The following is a 12,949-nucleotide window of genomic DNA, read 5'->3' on the forward strand; positions in this document are numbered from 1 at the left end:
CCCCGCGCCGCCGGTCACCGATGTCATGCGAGACTTGCCCCGTGACCGCCAACGACATCCCCCCGGGCCGGCAGCCCGCAGCGACGTACGACAGCGCCTTCCTCCGGGCGTGCAGGCGCGAGCCCGTGCCGCACACCCCCGTGTGGTTCATGCGCCAGGCCGGCCGCTCCCTGCCCGAGTACCGCAAGGTGCGCGAGGGGGTGCCCATGCTGGAGTCCTGCATGCGGCCCGAACTGGTCACCGAGATCACCCTCCAGCCGGTGCGCCGGCACGACGTCGACGCGGCGATCTACTTCAGCGACATCGTCGTCCCGCTGAAGGCCATCGGCATCGATCTGGACATCAAGCCCGGCGTCGGCCCGGTCGTCGAGCAGCCCGTCCGCACCCGCGCCGACCTGGCCCGGCTGCGCGACCTCACCCCCGAGGACGTCCCGTACGTCACCGAGGCCATCGGCCTCCTCACCGCTGAGCTGGGCGGCACCCCGCTGATCGGTTTCGCGGGCGCGCCGTTCACCCTCGCGAGCTACCTGGTCGAGGGCGGCCCGTCCCGCACGTACGAGAACGCCAAGGCGATGATGTACGGCGACCCCGAGCTGTGGGCCGACCTGCTCGACCGCCTCGCCGACATCACGGCCGCCTTCCTGAAGGTCCAGATCGAGGCCGGCGCCGGCGCCGTCCAGCTCTTCGACTCCTGGGCCGGCGCCCTGGCCCCCGCGGACTACCGGGCGTCGGTCATGCCGGCCTCCGCGAAGGTCTTCGACGCCGTCGCCGGGTACGGCGTCCCGCGCATCCACTTCGGCGTCGGCACCGGTGAGCTGCTGCGACTCATGGGCGAGGCCGGCGCGGACGTCGTCGGCGTCGACTGGCGCGTCCCGCTGGACGAGGCCGCGCGCCGGGTCGGCCCCGGCAAGGCGCTCCAGGGCAACCTCGACCCGACCGTCCTGTTCACCGACAAGGACACCGTCGCCACGAAGGCCCGCGAGGTGCTCGACGCCGCCGCCGGCCTGGAGGGGCACGTCTTCAACCTCGGCCACGGCGTCCCGCCGAACGCCGACCCGGACGCGCTCACCCGGCTCGTGGAGTACGTGCACACCGCCACCGCGCGCTGACTCACCAGGAGTAGTGGGGCCGTGCCCGCCTGCCGAACAGCAGGCCGGGCGGCTCCGGCGGGGGCGGCGTGCCGGGCTTGAGCGGCCAGGCGAGCAGCATGCCCGCCACGAAGCCGACCACGTGCGCCGCGTACGCCACCGTGCCGGCGCCGGACACGCCGTGCCCGGAGGAGTACGCCGCCTGGAGCGCGAACCAGAAGCCCAGCACCAGCCAGGCGGGCAGCCGAAGCGGCAGGAAGACCAGGAACGGCACCAGCACCCACACCCTGGCCCTCGGGTACAGCACCAGATAGGCGCCGAGCACCCCGGCGATCGCGCCCGACGCGCCGATCAGCGGGTCGGTGGAGCCTTCGTTGAGCAGGGCGAAGCCGTAGCCGGCCGCGTAGCCGCAGACGACGTAGAAGAGCAAGTAGCGGATGTGGCCCATCCGGTCCTCGACGTTGTTGCCGAAGATCAGCAGGAAGAGCATGTTGCCGAGCAGGTGCAGCCAGCCGCCGTGCAGGAACATCGCCGTGAGGACCGACAGCGCCGGGGACTTGTCGTAGCCGGGCGGCGCCACGACGCAGCCCGGGCCGTGCGGGCCCACGCCGACGCTCCCGGTCGGCACGACACGCGGCATCTGATGGTGGATCAGTTCCCGGGGGACCGCGGCGTAGTGGTCCATGAAGGCCTGGAGATGACACAGCTGCACCAGATCGCTGCCGCCGGCCACGGCACCGGCGATGCCGGGCGTGGTGAGGAACACCAGCACGTTGGCGGCGATGAGCGCGTACGTCACCCAGGGGGTGCGGCGCACCGGATTCACGTCATGGACGGGTATGACCACACAGGAGTAGTGCCCGCGACGCGGTCGGTGAACCGGTGAACACCGCCGGGCGTGCGTGCGTATCCCCTCACAACCGACGTGAGGATCAGGCGATGAGTGCGAACGCTCCGCAGGTTTCGGCGATGCATGCCCTGCCCGACGGCGAGGCCGAGCTGTCCTTGGTGCTACGGCTTCCCTGGGAGGACGTCGCGAGGCTCGGCCAGGAGGCCGGCCGGCTCGCCTCGCAGATGCAGCGGCCGGTCACGCTGGACGAGGCGGTGAGCTACCGGCTGCGGTCCACCCGGCCGCCGGCGTCCCACGCCAAGCCCGCCGGCGAGCAGCCCACGGCCGTGACACCCAGCGCGGCCGTCACCTCCCTGCCCCGCATCAGCGGGACGGCCTAGGGTCTTTCGTTCGGATCGGGCCGGATCAGGGAGCGGGTCCTGGTGCCGTGCATCGCACGGCGGAGGAGGGCGCCATGGCAACCGACGACAACGCGGCGAGGCGCGGTGCCAGGGCCCGCGAGCCCGGCATGATCCGAACGAGAGGGCCTAGGCTGCCGCCCTCACCTTCGCCGCCGCCTTTCTCGCCGCCACCAGCACGGGGTCCCACACCGGCGAGAACGGCGGGGCGTAGCCCAGGTCCAGGGCCGTCATCTGCTCCACCGTCATCCGCGCGGTCAGTGCCACCGCCGCGATGTCGACCCGCTTGGCGGCGCCCTCCCGGCCGACGATCTGCACGCCGAGCAGCCGGCCCGTTCGGCGTTCCGCGAGCATCTTGACCGTCATGAGGGCGGCGCCGGGGTAGTAGCCGGCGCGGCTGGTCGACTCGATGGTGACCGTCTCGAACGCGAGGCCCACCCGGCGCGCGTCCTTCTCGCGCAGCCCGGTACGGGCGATCTCCAGGTCGCAGACCTTGCTGACCGCCGTGCCGACGACACCGGGGAAGGTGGCGTAGCCGCCGCCGGCGTTGGTGCCGATGACCTGGCCGTGCTTGTTGGCGTGCGTGCCGAGCGGGACGTACTGCTCCTGCCCGGACACCAGGTTCAGCACCTCCACGCAGTCGCCGCCCGCCCAGATGTCGCCGTGGCCGCGCACCCGCATCCCCAGGTCGGTGAGCAGACCGCCGTGCGCGCCGAGCGGAAGGCCGGCCGCCCGGGCGAGGCCGGTCTCCGGGCGGACGCCGATGCCGAGGACCACCAGGTCCGCGGGGTACTCGGCGTCCCGCGTGGCCACCGCCCGGACCCGGCCGTCCGGGCCGGTGAGCAGCCCGGTGACCTCGGTGTCGTTCACCATGGTGATGCCGAGGCCCTCCATGGCCCGGTGCACCAGCCGGCCCATGTCCGGATCGAGCGTCGACATGGGTTCCTTGCCGCGGTTGACGACCGTCACCTCGAAACCCCGGTTGATCAGCGCCTCGGCCATCTCCACGCCGATGTAGCCGGCGCCCACGACGACCGCGCGGCGGCCACGCACGCGTGCCAGCGTGTCCAGCAGGGCCTGGCCGTCGTCCAGGGTCTGCACGCCGTGCACGCCGGGGGCGTCCGCGCCGGGCAGGTCCGGGCGGACCGGGCGCGCCCCGGTCGCGATGACCAGCTTGTCGTACGACGTCCAGGACTCGGCGCCGGAATCGACGTCACGCGCGCGCACGCGCTGTCCGGCCACGTCGATCTCCGTGACCTCCGTACGCAGCCGCAGGTCGATCCCCCGCGTCCGGTGCTCCCCGGGCGTACGGGCGACGAGCTGATCGCGGTCGGCGACCTCACCGCCCACCCAGTACGGGATGCCGCACGCCGAGTACGACGTGAAGTGGCCGCGTTCGAAGGCCACGATGTCCAGCTCGTCCGGGCCCCGCAGCCGCCGCGCCTGCGACGCGGCGGACATGCCCGCCGCGTCGCCGCCGATCACGACCAGCCGCTCCTTGCCGCCGTCGCCGCCGCTGCCACCGCGCGCATCCTTCATGCTCATGAGGAACACGCTACGGTGCACGGGGACTTCACTTCCGCCCGGCCTCCCCGGGCTCCACCGGGCGGGCCGACGGCAGCGGGCCGGGCGCGGCCGTGGCCGGCGCGGGCCCCGCACGGCGCGGCAGCCGGGGACGTACGACGCGCAGCCACAGCAGCGCGAGCAGCGCGGCGAGCACCGCGAACGGCAGGACGGCGCCGAGCGCGAGGGCGATCCAGCGCAGCAGGGTGACGAACGCGTGCCAGCCGCCCGCCAGCGCGTCGGCGAGGTCCGGCGAGCCGTCACCGGACGCCTCCCGCACCGGTGTCCGTGACAACGACAGGGTGATGGTGGCCAGGCTCGTGCGGTCCTTGAGGGACGCCTGCCGGGCGAGCAGCGCCTCCAGGTCGGCCTGACGACTGCTCAGTTGGCCCTCCAGGGTGACGACGTCGTCGAGCTTGTCCGCCTTGTCCATCAGCGCACGGATCCGGGCCACACTGGCCCGCTGCGAGGTGACCCGGCTGTCCACGTCCACGACCTGGTCGGTGACGTCGACGGCCTTGGCCGTGCGGTGCACCACCCTGCCCGTGCCCTGGAGGCCGGTCAGGACCTCGTCGTACCTCTCGGTGGGCACGCGCAGCACGACCCGGGTGTGCTCGTGCCCGTCGCGGTCCCGGCTGGTGGTCTCCGTGCCGACGTAGCCGCCCGCGTCCCCGGCGGCCGAACGGGCCGCCTCCAGGGCCTTGGCCACGTCCTCGACCTCGACGGTGAGGGACGCGGTGCGGATGATCGCGTCCGTGGCGAGCCGGGGTGTGCCCCGCACGGCCTTCGCGCCGTCCGCCCTGCCGCCGGAGGCACCCGTCGGCCGCACCGCGGCGTCCGCGGCGGACTTCGCCGAGCCGCCGCCCGTGTCGTCCGCGCCGCCGCACCCGGCGAGCGCGAGGGAGGCGGCGAGCAGCGTCCCGGCCAGGGCCCGCGCCGGACGGGCGGGACGAGCGGAGCGGGTGACGTGTGGTGTGCGCATGGCCGGTACTCCCGTGGCTGTCGGTCTGTGACGCTCCTTCGACGGCGGGCCCGGCGGGGACGTTCGGCGCCGCCGGTCCCGGTGCGGTCACGATCCGGACCCGGGCCGGACACCGGGGCCCGGCGGGAGTGCCAGCGGGGTCTGAGAGAGTGGGAGGCATGAGCACAACGGGTAACGGTGCGACGGGCAGGGGCCTGGGACACGTCGTCGTCATCGGGGCCGGTGTCGCCGGGCTGGCCGCCGCGCACCGGCTGCTGGACCGCGGCGCGCGCGTGACCGTGCTGGAGGCCGGCGACCGGGTCGGCGGCAAGCTGCTGCCCGGCGAGATCGCCGGGGTACGCGTCGACCTGGGTGCCGAGTCCATGCTCGCCCGCCGCCCCGAGGCGGTGACGCTCGCGCGCGAGGCCGGCCTCGGCGACCGGCTCCAGCCGCCGGCCACGGCGACCGCCGCGATCTGGACCCGCGGCGCCCTGCGGCCCATGCCCAAGGGCCATGTGATGGGCGTCCCCGGCACCGCCGCCGCACTCGCCGGCGTCCTGTCCGACGAGGGCCTGGCCCGCATCGGGCGCGACACCGACCTGCCCCGCACGGAGACCGGTGACGACATCGCCGTGGGGGAGTACGTGGCGGCCCGGCTCGGCCGCGAGGTCGTGGACCGTCTGGTGGAGCCCCTCCTCGGCGGGGTCTACGCGGGCGACGCCTACCGCATCTCCATGCGCTCGGCCGTCCCGCAGCTCTTCCAGGCCGCCCGGACCCACGACTCCCTGACGGAGGCGGTCCGCGCGATCCAGGCGAAGGCGGCGGCGGCCCGGCAGACCGGACCGGTGTTCCTCGGCATCGAGGGCGGTGTGGGCGGACTGCCGCTCGCGGTCGCCGACTCGGTGCGGGCCCGCGGAGGCGAGATCCTGACCCGGACTCCGGTGCGGGAGCTGCGCCGCGGCGGCCCGGCACGACCGGGCGCCGAGGGCGAGGCGCAGTCCCGCGCGGCGACGGGGGACACGGCCGTCGGACACGGCGTCTGGCGCGTCCTTGCCGGTGAACGGGTGCTGGACGCGGACGCCGTCGTCCTCGCCGTCCCCGCCCGCCCGGCCGCCGACCTGCTGCGCGCCGAGGCCCCCGGGGCCGCCGCCGAGCTGGCCGCCGTGGAGTACGCCTCGATGGCCCTGGTGACCCTCGCCTACCGGCGCGCCGGACTGCGCCTGCCCGAGGGCAGCGGCTTCCTGGTGCCGCCCGTCGACGGCCGCACCATCAAGGCATCCACGTTCGCCTCCCAGAAGTGGGGATGGATCGCCGGGCAGGACCCGGACGTGGTCGTGCTGCGCACCTCCGTGGGCCGCCACGGCGAGACGCAGGTGCTCGGCCGGGACGACGCCGGCCTCGTGGAGATCTCCCGGCACGACCTGCGCGAGGCGACCGGCCTGGACGCCGAACCCCTCGAGACCCGCGTCACCCGCTGGACCGACGGCCTGCCGCAGTACCCCGTCGGGCACCACGCCCGCGTGGCCCGCATCCGTGAACACGTCGCCAGGCTCCCGGGCCTCGCGGTGTGCGGCGCCCAGTACGACGGGGTCGGCATCCCCGCGTGCATCGCGAGCGCGTACGCCGCGGTCGACCAGCTGGACGGCGACCCGGGCGGTGTGGCGGAGCTGACCGCCAACCCGGTGCAGAGCCTGCACGGCGGAGCGGGAGAATAGGGACCATGAGTGACGACGCCCCCACCACCGAGTCCGGCAGGATCCCGAACAAGGGCAAGCTGGCCAAGGACCTCAACGAGGTCATCCGCTACACCCTCTGGTCGGTGTTCAGGCTGAAGGACGTGCTGCCGGAGGACCGCACGGGATACGCCGACGAGGTCCAGGAGCTGTTCGACCAGCTCGCCGCGAAGGACGTCACGGTCCGCGGCACCTACGACCTGTCCGGCCTGCGCGCCGACGCCGACCTCATGATCTGGTGGCACGCCGAGACCAGCGACCAGCTCCAGGAGGCGTACAACCTCTTCCGCCGCACCCGGCTGGGCCGCGCGCTGGAGCCGGTGTGGTCGAACATGGCGCTGCACCGCCCCGCCGAGTTCAACCGCTCGCACATCCCGGCGTTCCTCGCCGACGAGACGCCCCGCGACTACGTCAGCGTCTACCCGTTCGTGCGCTCCTACGACTGGTACCTGCTGCCCGACGAGGACCGCCGCCGCATGCTCGCCGACCACGGCAAGATGGCCCGCGGCTACCCCGACGTGCGCGCCAACACCGTCGCCTCGTTCTCCCTCGGTGACTACGAGTGGATCCTGGCCTTCGAGGCCGACGAGCTGTACCGCATCGTCGACCTCATGCGCCACCTGCGCGCCTCCGAGGCCCGGATGCACGTCCGCGAGGAGGTGCCGTTCTACACGGGCCGCCGCAAGGACGTCGCCGAGCTGGTCGCCGGACTGGCCTGACGGACAACGCCCCGACGGGCCCACGCGGAACGCCTGAGGTCTTTCGTTCGGATCAGGCCAACGTCCCGGGACAGCACACCTAGGGCCGGGCGGCCCTGCCCTTCAGGGCGTCCCGCGAGGACGAGCCGGGGGCGGCCGGGGTGTCCGGCTTCGGCTCCGGGCGCGGGGCGCAGGACGCGTGCCGCGCCGGGAGCCGGCCCTCCAGCAGATACGCGTCCAGGTACGCGTTGACGCACGGGTTGGGGCCGCCCCCGACGCCGTGCGTGCCCGCGTCCCGCTCGGTCACCAGCACCGAGCCGGCCAGCCGCCGGTTCGTCTCCAGGGCCCCCTGGTAGGGGGTCGCCGCGTCCCGCTCGGCCGCCAGGATCAGCACCGGCGGCAGCTCGCCCGGAGCGGTCCGCACGTCCAGCGGACGCTGCCGGGGCGCCGGCCAGTACGCGCACGGCAGGTTCAGCCACGCGTTGTCCCAGGTCTCGAAGGGCGCCACCCGGGCGAGCCGCGTGTTGTCCCGGTCCCACACCTTCCACTGCGTCGGCCACGGCGCGTCGTTGCACTCGACGGCCGTGTACACCGCGCTGCCGTTCTCCGCCTCCACGGCCGTGTCCGGGCTCGGCGCGGCCAGCCGCACCAGCGGCTCCGGGTCACCGTGCAGGAAGGCCGCGAGGGCCTCGGCCCGGCTCGGCCAGAAGTCGTCGTAGTACCCGGCCGTCAGGAACGCGTTCTGCAGCTGGCCCGGGCCGACCTTGCCGCCCGCCGGCTTCCCGGCCAGCCGCTCGCGCGCGGTGTCGTAGGCGCGCTGCACCTTCCCGGGCGTGTCGCCGAGCCGGTACACGTCGTCGTGCCGGGCGATCCAGTCGCGGAAGTCCGCCCAGCGCTCCTCGAAGGCGGCCGACTGGTCGAGGTTGCTGCGGTACCAGATCTTCTCCGGGTCCGGGTCCACCGCCGAGTCCAGCACCATGCGCCGCACGTGCGTGGGGAACATCGCCGCGTACAGCGTGCCGAAGTAGGTGCCGTACGACGCGCCCATGAACGTCAGCCGGTCCTCGCCCAGCGCGGCCCGCAGGACGTCCAGGTCCCGGGCGTTGGCGAGGGAGTGGTAGAACCGCAGCCTGCTCCCGGAGCGCCGGGCGCAGCCGCGCGCGTAGGCCTTCGCCCGCGCGATGCGCTGCCGCTTGTACGCCTGCGACGGGTGGGCCGGTGACGGGGTGGGCGCCTTGAAGAGGTGCCCGGGGTCCTCGCAGGACAACGGCGCGGAACGGCCCACCCCGCGCGGGGCGTAGCCGACCAGGTCGTAGGCGGCGGCGGTCCGCCTCCACTGCGGGACCGTGCCGATCAGCGGGAAGTACATGCTGGAGGCGCCCGGACCGCCCGGGTTGTAGACGAGGGCGCCCTGCCGGGGGATCTTCCGCTTGCTGTTGTGCGGGTCCTTCTGGGTGGCCGGGATGCGGCTGACCGTCAGTTCGATCTTCCTGCCGTCGGGGTGGGCGTAGTCCAGCGGGACGGTCACCGTGCCGCACCGCAGCTCGGCCGGGGCCTGCGGCACGTCCGCGGCCGGGCACGGGCCGAAGTCGATGCCGGCCGCCCGGGCCCGGGCCACCGCCACCGCGGTCCCGCGCAGCTCGGCCGTGCCGGGGCTGCCGGGCGCGCCGCCCGCCGGGGCCGCGGCCAGGCTGGTCAGCAGCAAGGACCCGGCGGCCGAGTAGAGGGCGGCAGCTTTCATCGCGTGTCCCTTCGGTGCGCGGCGGCGATGGCACGGCTGCCACGGCCCGGCGACGTCACAAGGGATGCTTCGGCCGGCTGCCGGCGAAGGCAAGCACCGCCCGGCCGGTGTCGGCGGCAATGCCCCCTGTGCGCCCCCGGAAGGAGCCTTCACTCCGGGAGGGAACCGTCATTCCCGCCAGGGCTGGTCGCGGTGGGCGAAGGCCGCGCGCAGCTCCGGTTCGCCGATCGCGCGGACGCCGCGTACGGCGACGGACGTGAGGAACGACCGCTCGTCACCGGCCGGCCTCCCGGCCAGCGCGCCCAGCAGCCGCTGCCCGGCCGGGGAGGCCCAGCGCGAGTACGGGTGCACCTCGAACCGGGCGATGGCCAGGCAGCTCAGCGACAGCGTGAGGGGCAGGGCGAACCACAGGCCCACCAGCAGGCGCGGTGTCCCGGTCTGGACGGGCAGCAGCAGCGCGGTCACGCCGAGCGCCACCACGGCCACCGCGGCGGCCCGCACCCGGCGGACGGCGGCCCCCACGGTGACCCCCGTGCCCTCCGGCACCGCGAGCCCCGCGCGCACCAGCCCGTCGGCCAGCCGGCGCACCGCCTCGGCGCCGGCCGCCCGTGCCCGTACCGGCGCGATCCGTGACTGGCCCTCGGGCCCTATGGCCCCTATGACCGACCGCTCCATCTCGTCGCGGCCCCGCGGGTCGACGACCGTCGCCCAGCCGGTGTGCGCGAGCAGCAGCCGGCGCTGGCGGGCCATGGAGACCAGGGTCACGTCGGCGACCCGCGCGGGGCCGCCGGACAGGAAGGCCGCCTCGTACAGCGTCAGACCGCGCTCCCGGTCCGCCGGCACGTCACGCGCTTCGGCGGTCGCGGCGCGGACGGCGGCCAGGCACAGCAGGGCACCGGCCGTACCGGCGAAAGCCCAGGCCAGGAGTAGGAGAAGGACCCAGAACATGACGTGTTTCTATGCCAGGGCCCCGGGCGGACGCCATGCCCTGTTCACGATCCGGACACAGTGTCGCCGGTACGTGACGTTCCGTTTCCTGGGCGGGCCGGCGGCCGTCAGGGACCGCTCGTCGCCGGGGGCGGGCCGGCGGTGGCCGGTGGCAGGGCGTACGTCCCGCCCGGCGACGGGGTGACCGGCACCGCGGCGCCGGGATCGGCCTCCGGCGGTGTCGGCACCGGGGACGCCGGAGCCGCCAGGTCCCGGGCCAGCGCCGAGAAGTCGACGTACCCGGTCGCCTCCAGGATTCTGATGTGGTCCAGCACGGTCGTGTTGGCGTCGTCGGCGAGATCGCGGACCAGGGAGTTCTGGGTGCCGGCCCGGACCTGGGCCACCAGGGAGAACACCCGGCCGTGCGCGAACCGCAGCAGGCCGGCGAACTGCCGGTCGAAGTCCTGGCCGTGCGCCGAGTCCAGGGTGGCCAGCCACTGCTTCTGCTGGACGTTGGGTTCGTTGGGCAGGGCCACGCCGAGCTGGGTGGCGACGGTCCGTACGTGCGCGTCCAGCGAGGTGTGGCCGTCGACGAGGTGCCGTCCCGCCGTACGGACGGCAGGCGTGGTGCCCTTGTGCTGCGCCAGCTCCCCGGCGGGCAGCTCCCACAGGCCGGCCAGCCGCACCTTGGTGACGAAGTCCCGGTCCTGCGCGGACAGCGGACCGTACGGGGTCGTCACCGTCGCCGCGCTGAGCACGTTCGCGCTCGCCGGGTCCTGCCGGCCGGCGTAGGACCAGAGCGGAACGAGCAGCGCGACGACCGTCGCCGCCAGACCGGCGACGATGAGTCCGGTACCGCTGAATATGCCTCGGCCCTTGATCGGGGGTCGCGGTCGCATGCTGCCTCCTGCACCGCACGCCGTGGTGTGCTTGGGGGTGGCTGCGGGCTTGGCATATTACTGCGGGGCGGAGGGACGCCGTCCGCGGCGCGGTTGAGGGCCCGGGGGCGGGGCGGCCGGTCGGGGCGGCGGTGCGGGCGGGCCGCCGGCGCCACAGGTGATACGGGGACTGCCGCGGCACCGCGCCGAACCCGAGCGGACGCCGTGAACCGGGCCGGCCGCCGGACCCGCCGCCGTGGGCCGGGCGCCTTCCCCACCGCCTGCCCGCCCCGGCGGCGCGACGGCCCACGGGACCCCGAGCACCTTTCGATGTCACCGCCGGCTCCCCAGGGCGCGCGGAACCGCGCGGCCAGCCGTCCCCCACCCGCTCCCGCCCTCGCCCGCGTCAGGTCCGGCGCCGGAGCAGTGCCCGTATCGCCCGTGCCGCCGGCGAGACCCGCCGCGGTGCCGGTCCTGCCCGGTCCAGCCACCACTCCCGCAGCCTGCGCCGCCTCCCCGCGTTCCCCGGGCGTCCCAGCTTCAGCAGATGACCCGCGAAATCCAGCGCGTCCCGCCGGTATCCCGTGGTCATCGGCCGCTGCCGCGCGTACGCCAGGAACGCCTCCCGGTACGCGGCCCCGAGGATCACCGGCAGCTCGGGCGCCACTTTCGCCACCACGTCCGCCCGCTTCGCCGCCAGGGCCCGCGCCTGCACCCGCATCCGCGCCCGGTCGAACCCCTCCGGCACCGGTGTCCCCGCCACCAGTGAGGACAGCACGGCGGTCTGGGCCACCCCGAGCCGCTCGCGGACCCCGGCCACGGGCGGCGCCAGGACATCGACACCCCCCGCCCCCGTGCCGACGGCTCCCCCCGTCGCCGTGACCGCCGCCGGCGTACCGCCCGCCGGACGGGACCGCCCGGCCGCCACCGCCTCCCGTACGGCGTGCAACTCGCGCTCCAGCTCGGCGGGTTCAGGGAAGTTGTCGTCCCGCTCCAGCAGTACCCCGGGCGGCGTGACGCGGGTGGCGAGGCCGGTCAGGATGTCGAGCACCGGGCGCGGCACGGGGTGCGCGTGGCTGTCGTGCCAGACACCGTCGCGCTCGAAGCCGCCCGCGACATGGACGTAGGCGATCGCCTCCAGCGGCAGCGCGGCCAGCGCCTCGGCCGGGTCCTCGCCCCGGTTGACGTGGTTGGTGTGCAGGTTGGCCACGTCGATGAGCAGACGTACGCCGGTCCGTTCCACCAACTGGGACAGGAACTGCCCCTCGGTCAGCTCCTCGTCCGGCCAGGAGAACAGCGCGGCGATGTTCTCCAGTGCCAGCGGCACCGGCAGCGCGTCCTGGGCGATGCGGACGTTCTCGCACAGCACGTCCAGGGCGTCCCGGGTGCGCGGCACGGGCAGCAGGTGCCCGGCCTCCAGCGGCGGGGACGCGGTGAGCGCCCCGCCCGCCCGGACGAAGGCGATGTGCTCGGTGACCAGCGGCGCCCCCAGCGCCTGCGCCCGCTCGGCCAGCGCCGCGAGCCGTCCCTCGTCGGGACGGTCCGCGCCGCCGAGGCCGAGGGAGACGCCGTGCGGTATCACCGTCACACCGCGCTCGCGCAGCCGCAGCAGCGACTGCGGGAGGTGACCGGGGCAGACGTTCTCCGCCACGACCTCCACCCAGTCGATGCCCGGCATCCCCTCCACGGCCTCCGCGATCTCCGGCCGCCATCCGATCCCGGTCCCCAGTCGCTCCACGGTGCGCTCCCCCTCCTCGGCCGGCGTTCGTGCGTCGAGTGAGGGGGATATGGCCCCGCCGACGGGCCTCGAACCCCCTCCCTGCCGCGTTCAGAGCAACATTTGAGGTTCGGCCCCGGGCTCGGCCGTCGCTCCGGGCGGGGCCGGCCGACACCTTCCGGGCCGTCCAAGCGGGGGGTGGTCTGTGTACAGAGCGTCCAACTGCAAGGTGCCCTCTTGTACACATACGGCTCATGACGGCCCCGGGGCCGGGGGCGGTAGGCTCACTCGCACTGGTTGGACGACCTCAACTGGTCCGCACACAAGCCGCGTTCAGTCACGCGGCCGACAGAATCCCGGCCGCTTCTCCGGCCGGGCGAGAATCCCTGACGCGG

The 12,949-nt window shown here is 74.6% G+C and carries 11 protein-coding genes; 4 read left to right on the top strand and 7 right to left on the bottom strand.

The window, feature by feature from the left end; all coding sequences use genetic code 11:
* Positions 1-41: 41 nt before the first annotated feature.
* Positions 42-1,109 carry a uroporphyrinogen decarboxylase gene (gene hemE, locus ACF1BE_RS09780; protein ID WP_392198455.1) on the top strand — a complete coding sequence of 356 codons (1,068 nt, stop codon included), beginning with the start codon at positions 42-44 and terminating at the stop codon, positions 1,107-1,109.
* Position 1,110: 1 nt separating this feature from the next.
* Here the strand turns inward: hemE and ACF1BE_RS09785 are convergent, their stop codons facing one another.
* Positions 1,111-1,935, bottom strand: a complete 825-nt coding sequence (locus tag ACF1BE_RS09785; protein ID WP_392198456.1) for a rhomboid family intramembrane serine protease — start codon at positions 1,933-1,935, stop codon at positions 1,111-1,113.
* A 122-nt stretch (positions 1,936-2,057) separates the two neighbouring features.
* On the opposite strand from ACF1BE_RS09785, the gene ACF1BE_RS09790 reads away from it, so the two are divergent.
* Positions 2,058-2,318 carry a hypothetical protein gene (locus ACF1BE_RS09790; protein ID WP_392198576.1) on the top strand — a complete coding sequence of 87 codons (261 nt, stop codon included), beginning with the start codon at positions 2,058-2,060 and terminating at the stop codon, positions 2,316-2,318.
* A 147-nt stretch (positions 2,319-2,465) separates the two neighbouring features.
* Here the strand turns inward: ACF1BE_RS09790 and ACF1BE_RS09795 are convergent, their stop codons facing one another.
* Complete coding sequence (locus ACF1BE_RS09795) at positions 2,466-3,881, bottom strand: FAD-dependent oxidoreductase (RefSeq protein WP_392198457.1); 1,416 nt, start codon at positions 3,879-3,881, stop codon at positions 2,466-2,468.
* Positions 3,882-3,909: 28 nt separating this feature from the next.
* Positions 3,910-4,881 (bottom strand): DUF4349 domain-containing protein, encoded by a 972-nt coding sequence (locus ACF1BE_RS09800; protein WP_392198458.1) that lies wholly within the window; start codon positions 4,879-4,881, stop codon positions 3,910-3,912.
* Positions 4,882-5,039: 158 nt separating this feature from the next.
* Here ACF1BE_RS09800 and hemG point away from each other — a divergent pair, with 158 nt between their 5' ends.
* Both hemG and hemQ read left to right on the top strand, forming a co-directional pair.
* Positions 5,040-6,575 (top strand): protoporphyrinogen oxidase, encoded by a 1,536-nt coding sequence (hemG, locus tag ACF1BE_RS09805; RefSeq protein ID WP_392198459.1) that lies wholly within the window; start codon positions 5,040-5,042, stop codon positions 6,573-6,575.
* A 5-nt stretch (positions 6,576-6,580) separates the two neighbouring features.
* Positions 6,581-7,312 (top strand): hydrogen peroxide-dependent heme synthase, encoded by a 732-nt coding sequence (hemQ, locus tag ACF1BE_RS09810; RefSeq protein WP_392198460.1) that lies wholly within the window; start codon positions 6,581-6,583, stop codon positions 7,310-7,312.
* Between the two features lie 79 nt (positions 7,313-7,391).
* Here hemQ and ACF1BE_RS09815 read toward each other — a convergent pair whose 3' ends face one another.
* From ACF1BE_RS09815 to ACF1BE_RS09830, 4 genes are all read right to left on the bottom strand, one after another.
* Complete coding sequence (locus ACF1BE_RS09815; RefSeq protein ID WP_392198461.1) at positions 7,392-9,032, bottom strand: alpha/beta hydrolase; 1,641 nt, start codon at positions 9,030-9,032, stop codon at positions 7,392-7,394.
* A 168-nt stretch (positions 9,033-9,200) separates the two neighbouring features.
* The gene (locus ACF1BE_RS09820) at positions 9,201-9,980 is read right to left on the bottom strand and encodes a TIGR04222 domain-containing membrane protein (RefSeq protein WP_392198462.1); all 780 of its coding nucleotides are present in this window, start codon (positions 9,978-9,980) and stop codon (positions 9,201-9,203) included.
* A gap of 107 nt (positions 9,981-10,087) precedes the next feature.
* Complete coding sequence (locus ACF1BE_RS09825) at positions 10,088-10,858, bottom strand: DUF4142 domain-containing protein (RefSeq protein ID WP_392198463.1); 771 nt, start codon at positions 10,856-10,858, stop codon at positions 10,088-10,090.
* Between the two features lie 385 nt (positions 10,859-11,243).
* The gene (locus ACF1BE_RS09830) at positions 11,244-12,575 is read right to left on the bottom strand and encodes a DUF692 domain-containing protein (RefSeq protein WP_392198464.1); all 1,332 of its coding nucleotides are present in this window, start codon (positions 12,573-12,575) and stop codon (positions 11,244-11,246) included.
* Positions 12,576-12,949: the final 374 nt, after the last annotated feature.

It is taken from the genome of Streptomyces sp. NPDC014991 (assembly GCF_043080665.1).
Classification (GTDB): domain Bacteria; phylum Actinomycetota; class Actinomycetes; order Streptomycetales; family Streptomycetaceae; genus Streptomyces.

Excerpts from the sequence above, each read along its gene's own strand:
- ACF1BE_RS09790 (WP_392198576.1), top strand. The coding sequence starts at position 2,058 with ATGCATGCCCTGCCCGACGGCGAGGCCGAGCTGTCCTTGGTGCTACGG.
- ACF1BE_RS09795 (WP_392198457.1), bottom strand. The coding sequence starts at position 3,881 with ATGAGCATGAAGGATGCGCGCGGTGGCAGCGGCGGCGACGGCGGCAAG.
- ACF1BE_RS09800 (WP_392198458.1), bottom strand. The coding sequence starts at position 4,881 with ATGCGCACACCACACGTCACCCGCTCCGCTCGTCCCGCCCGTCCGGCG.
- hemG (WP_392198459.1), top strand. The coding sequence starts at position 5,040 with ATGAGCACAACGGGTAACGGTGCGACGGGCAGGGGCCTGGGACACGTC.
- hemQ (WP_392198460.1), top strand. The coding sequence starts at position 6,581 with ATGAGTGACGACGCCCCCACCACCGAGTCCGGCAGGATCCCGAACAAG.
- ACF1BE_RS09815 (WP_392198461.1), bottom strand. The coding sequence starts at position 9,032 with ATGAAAGCTGCCGCCCTCTACTCGGCCGCCGGGTCCTTGCTGCTGACC.
- ACF1BE_RS09820 (WP_392198462.1), bottom strand. The coding sequence starts at position 9,980 with ATGTTCTGGGTCCTTCTCCTACTCCTGGCCTGGGCTTTCGCCGGTACG.
- ACF1BE_RS09825 (WP_392198463.1), bottom strand. The coding sequence starts at position 10,858 with ATGCGACCGCGACCCCCGATCAAGGGCCGAGGCATATTCAGCGGTACC.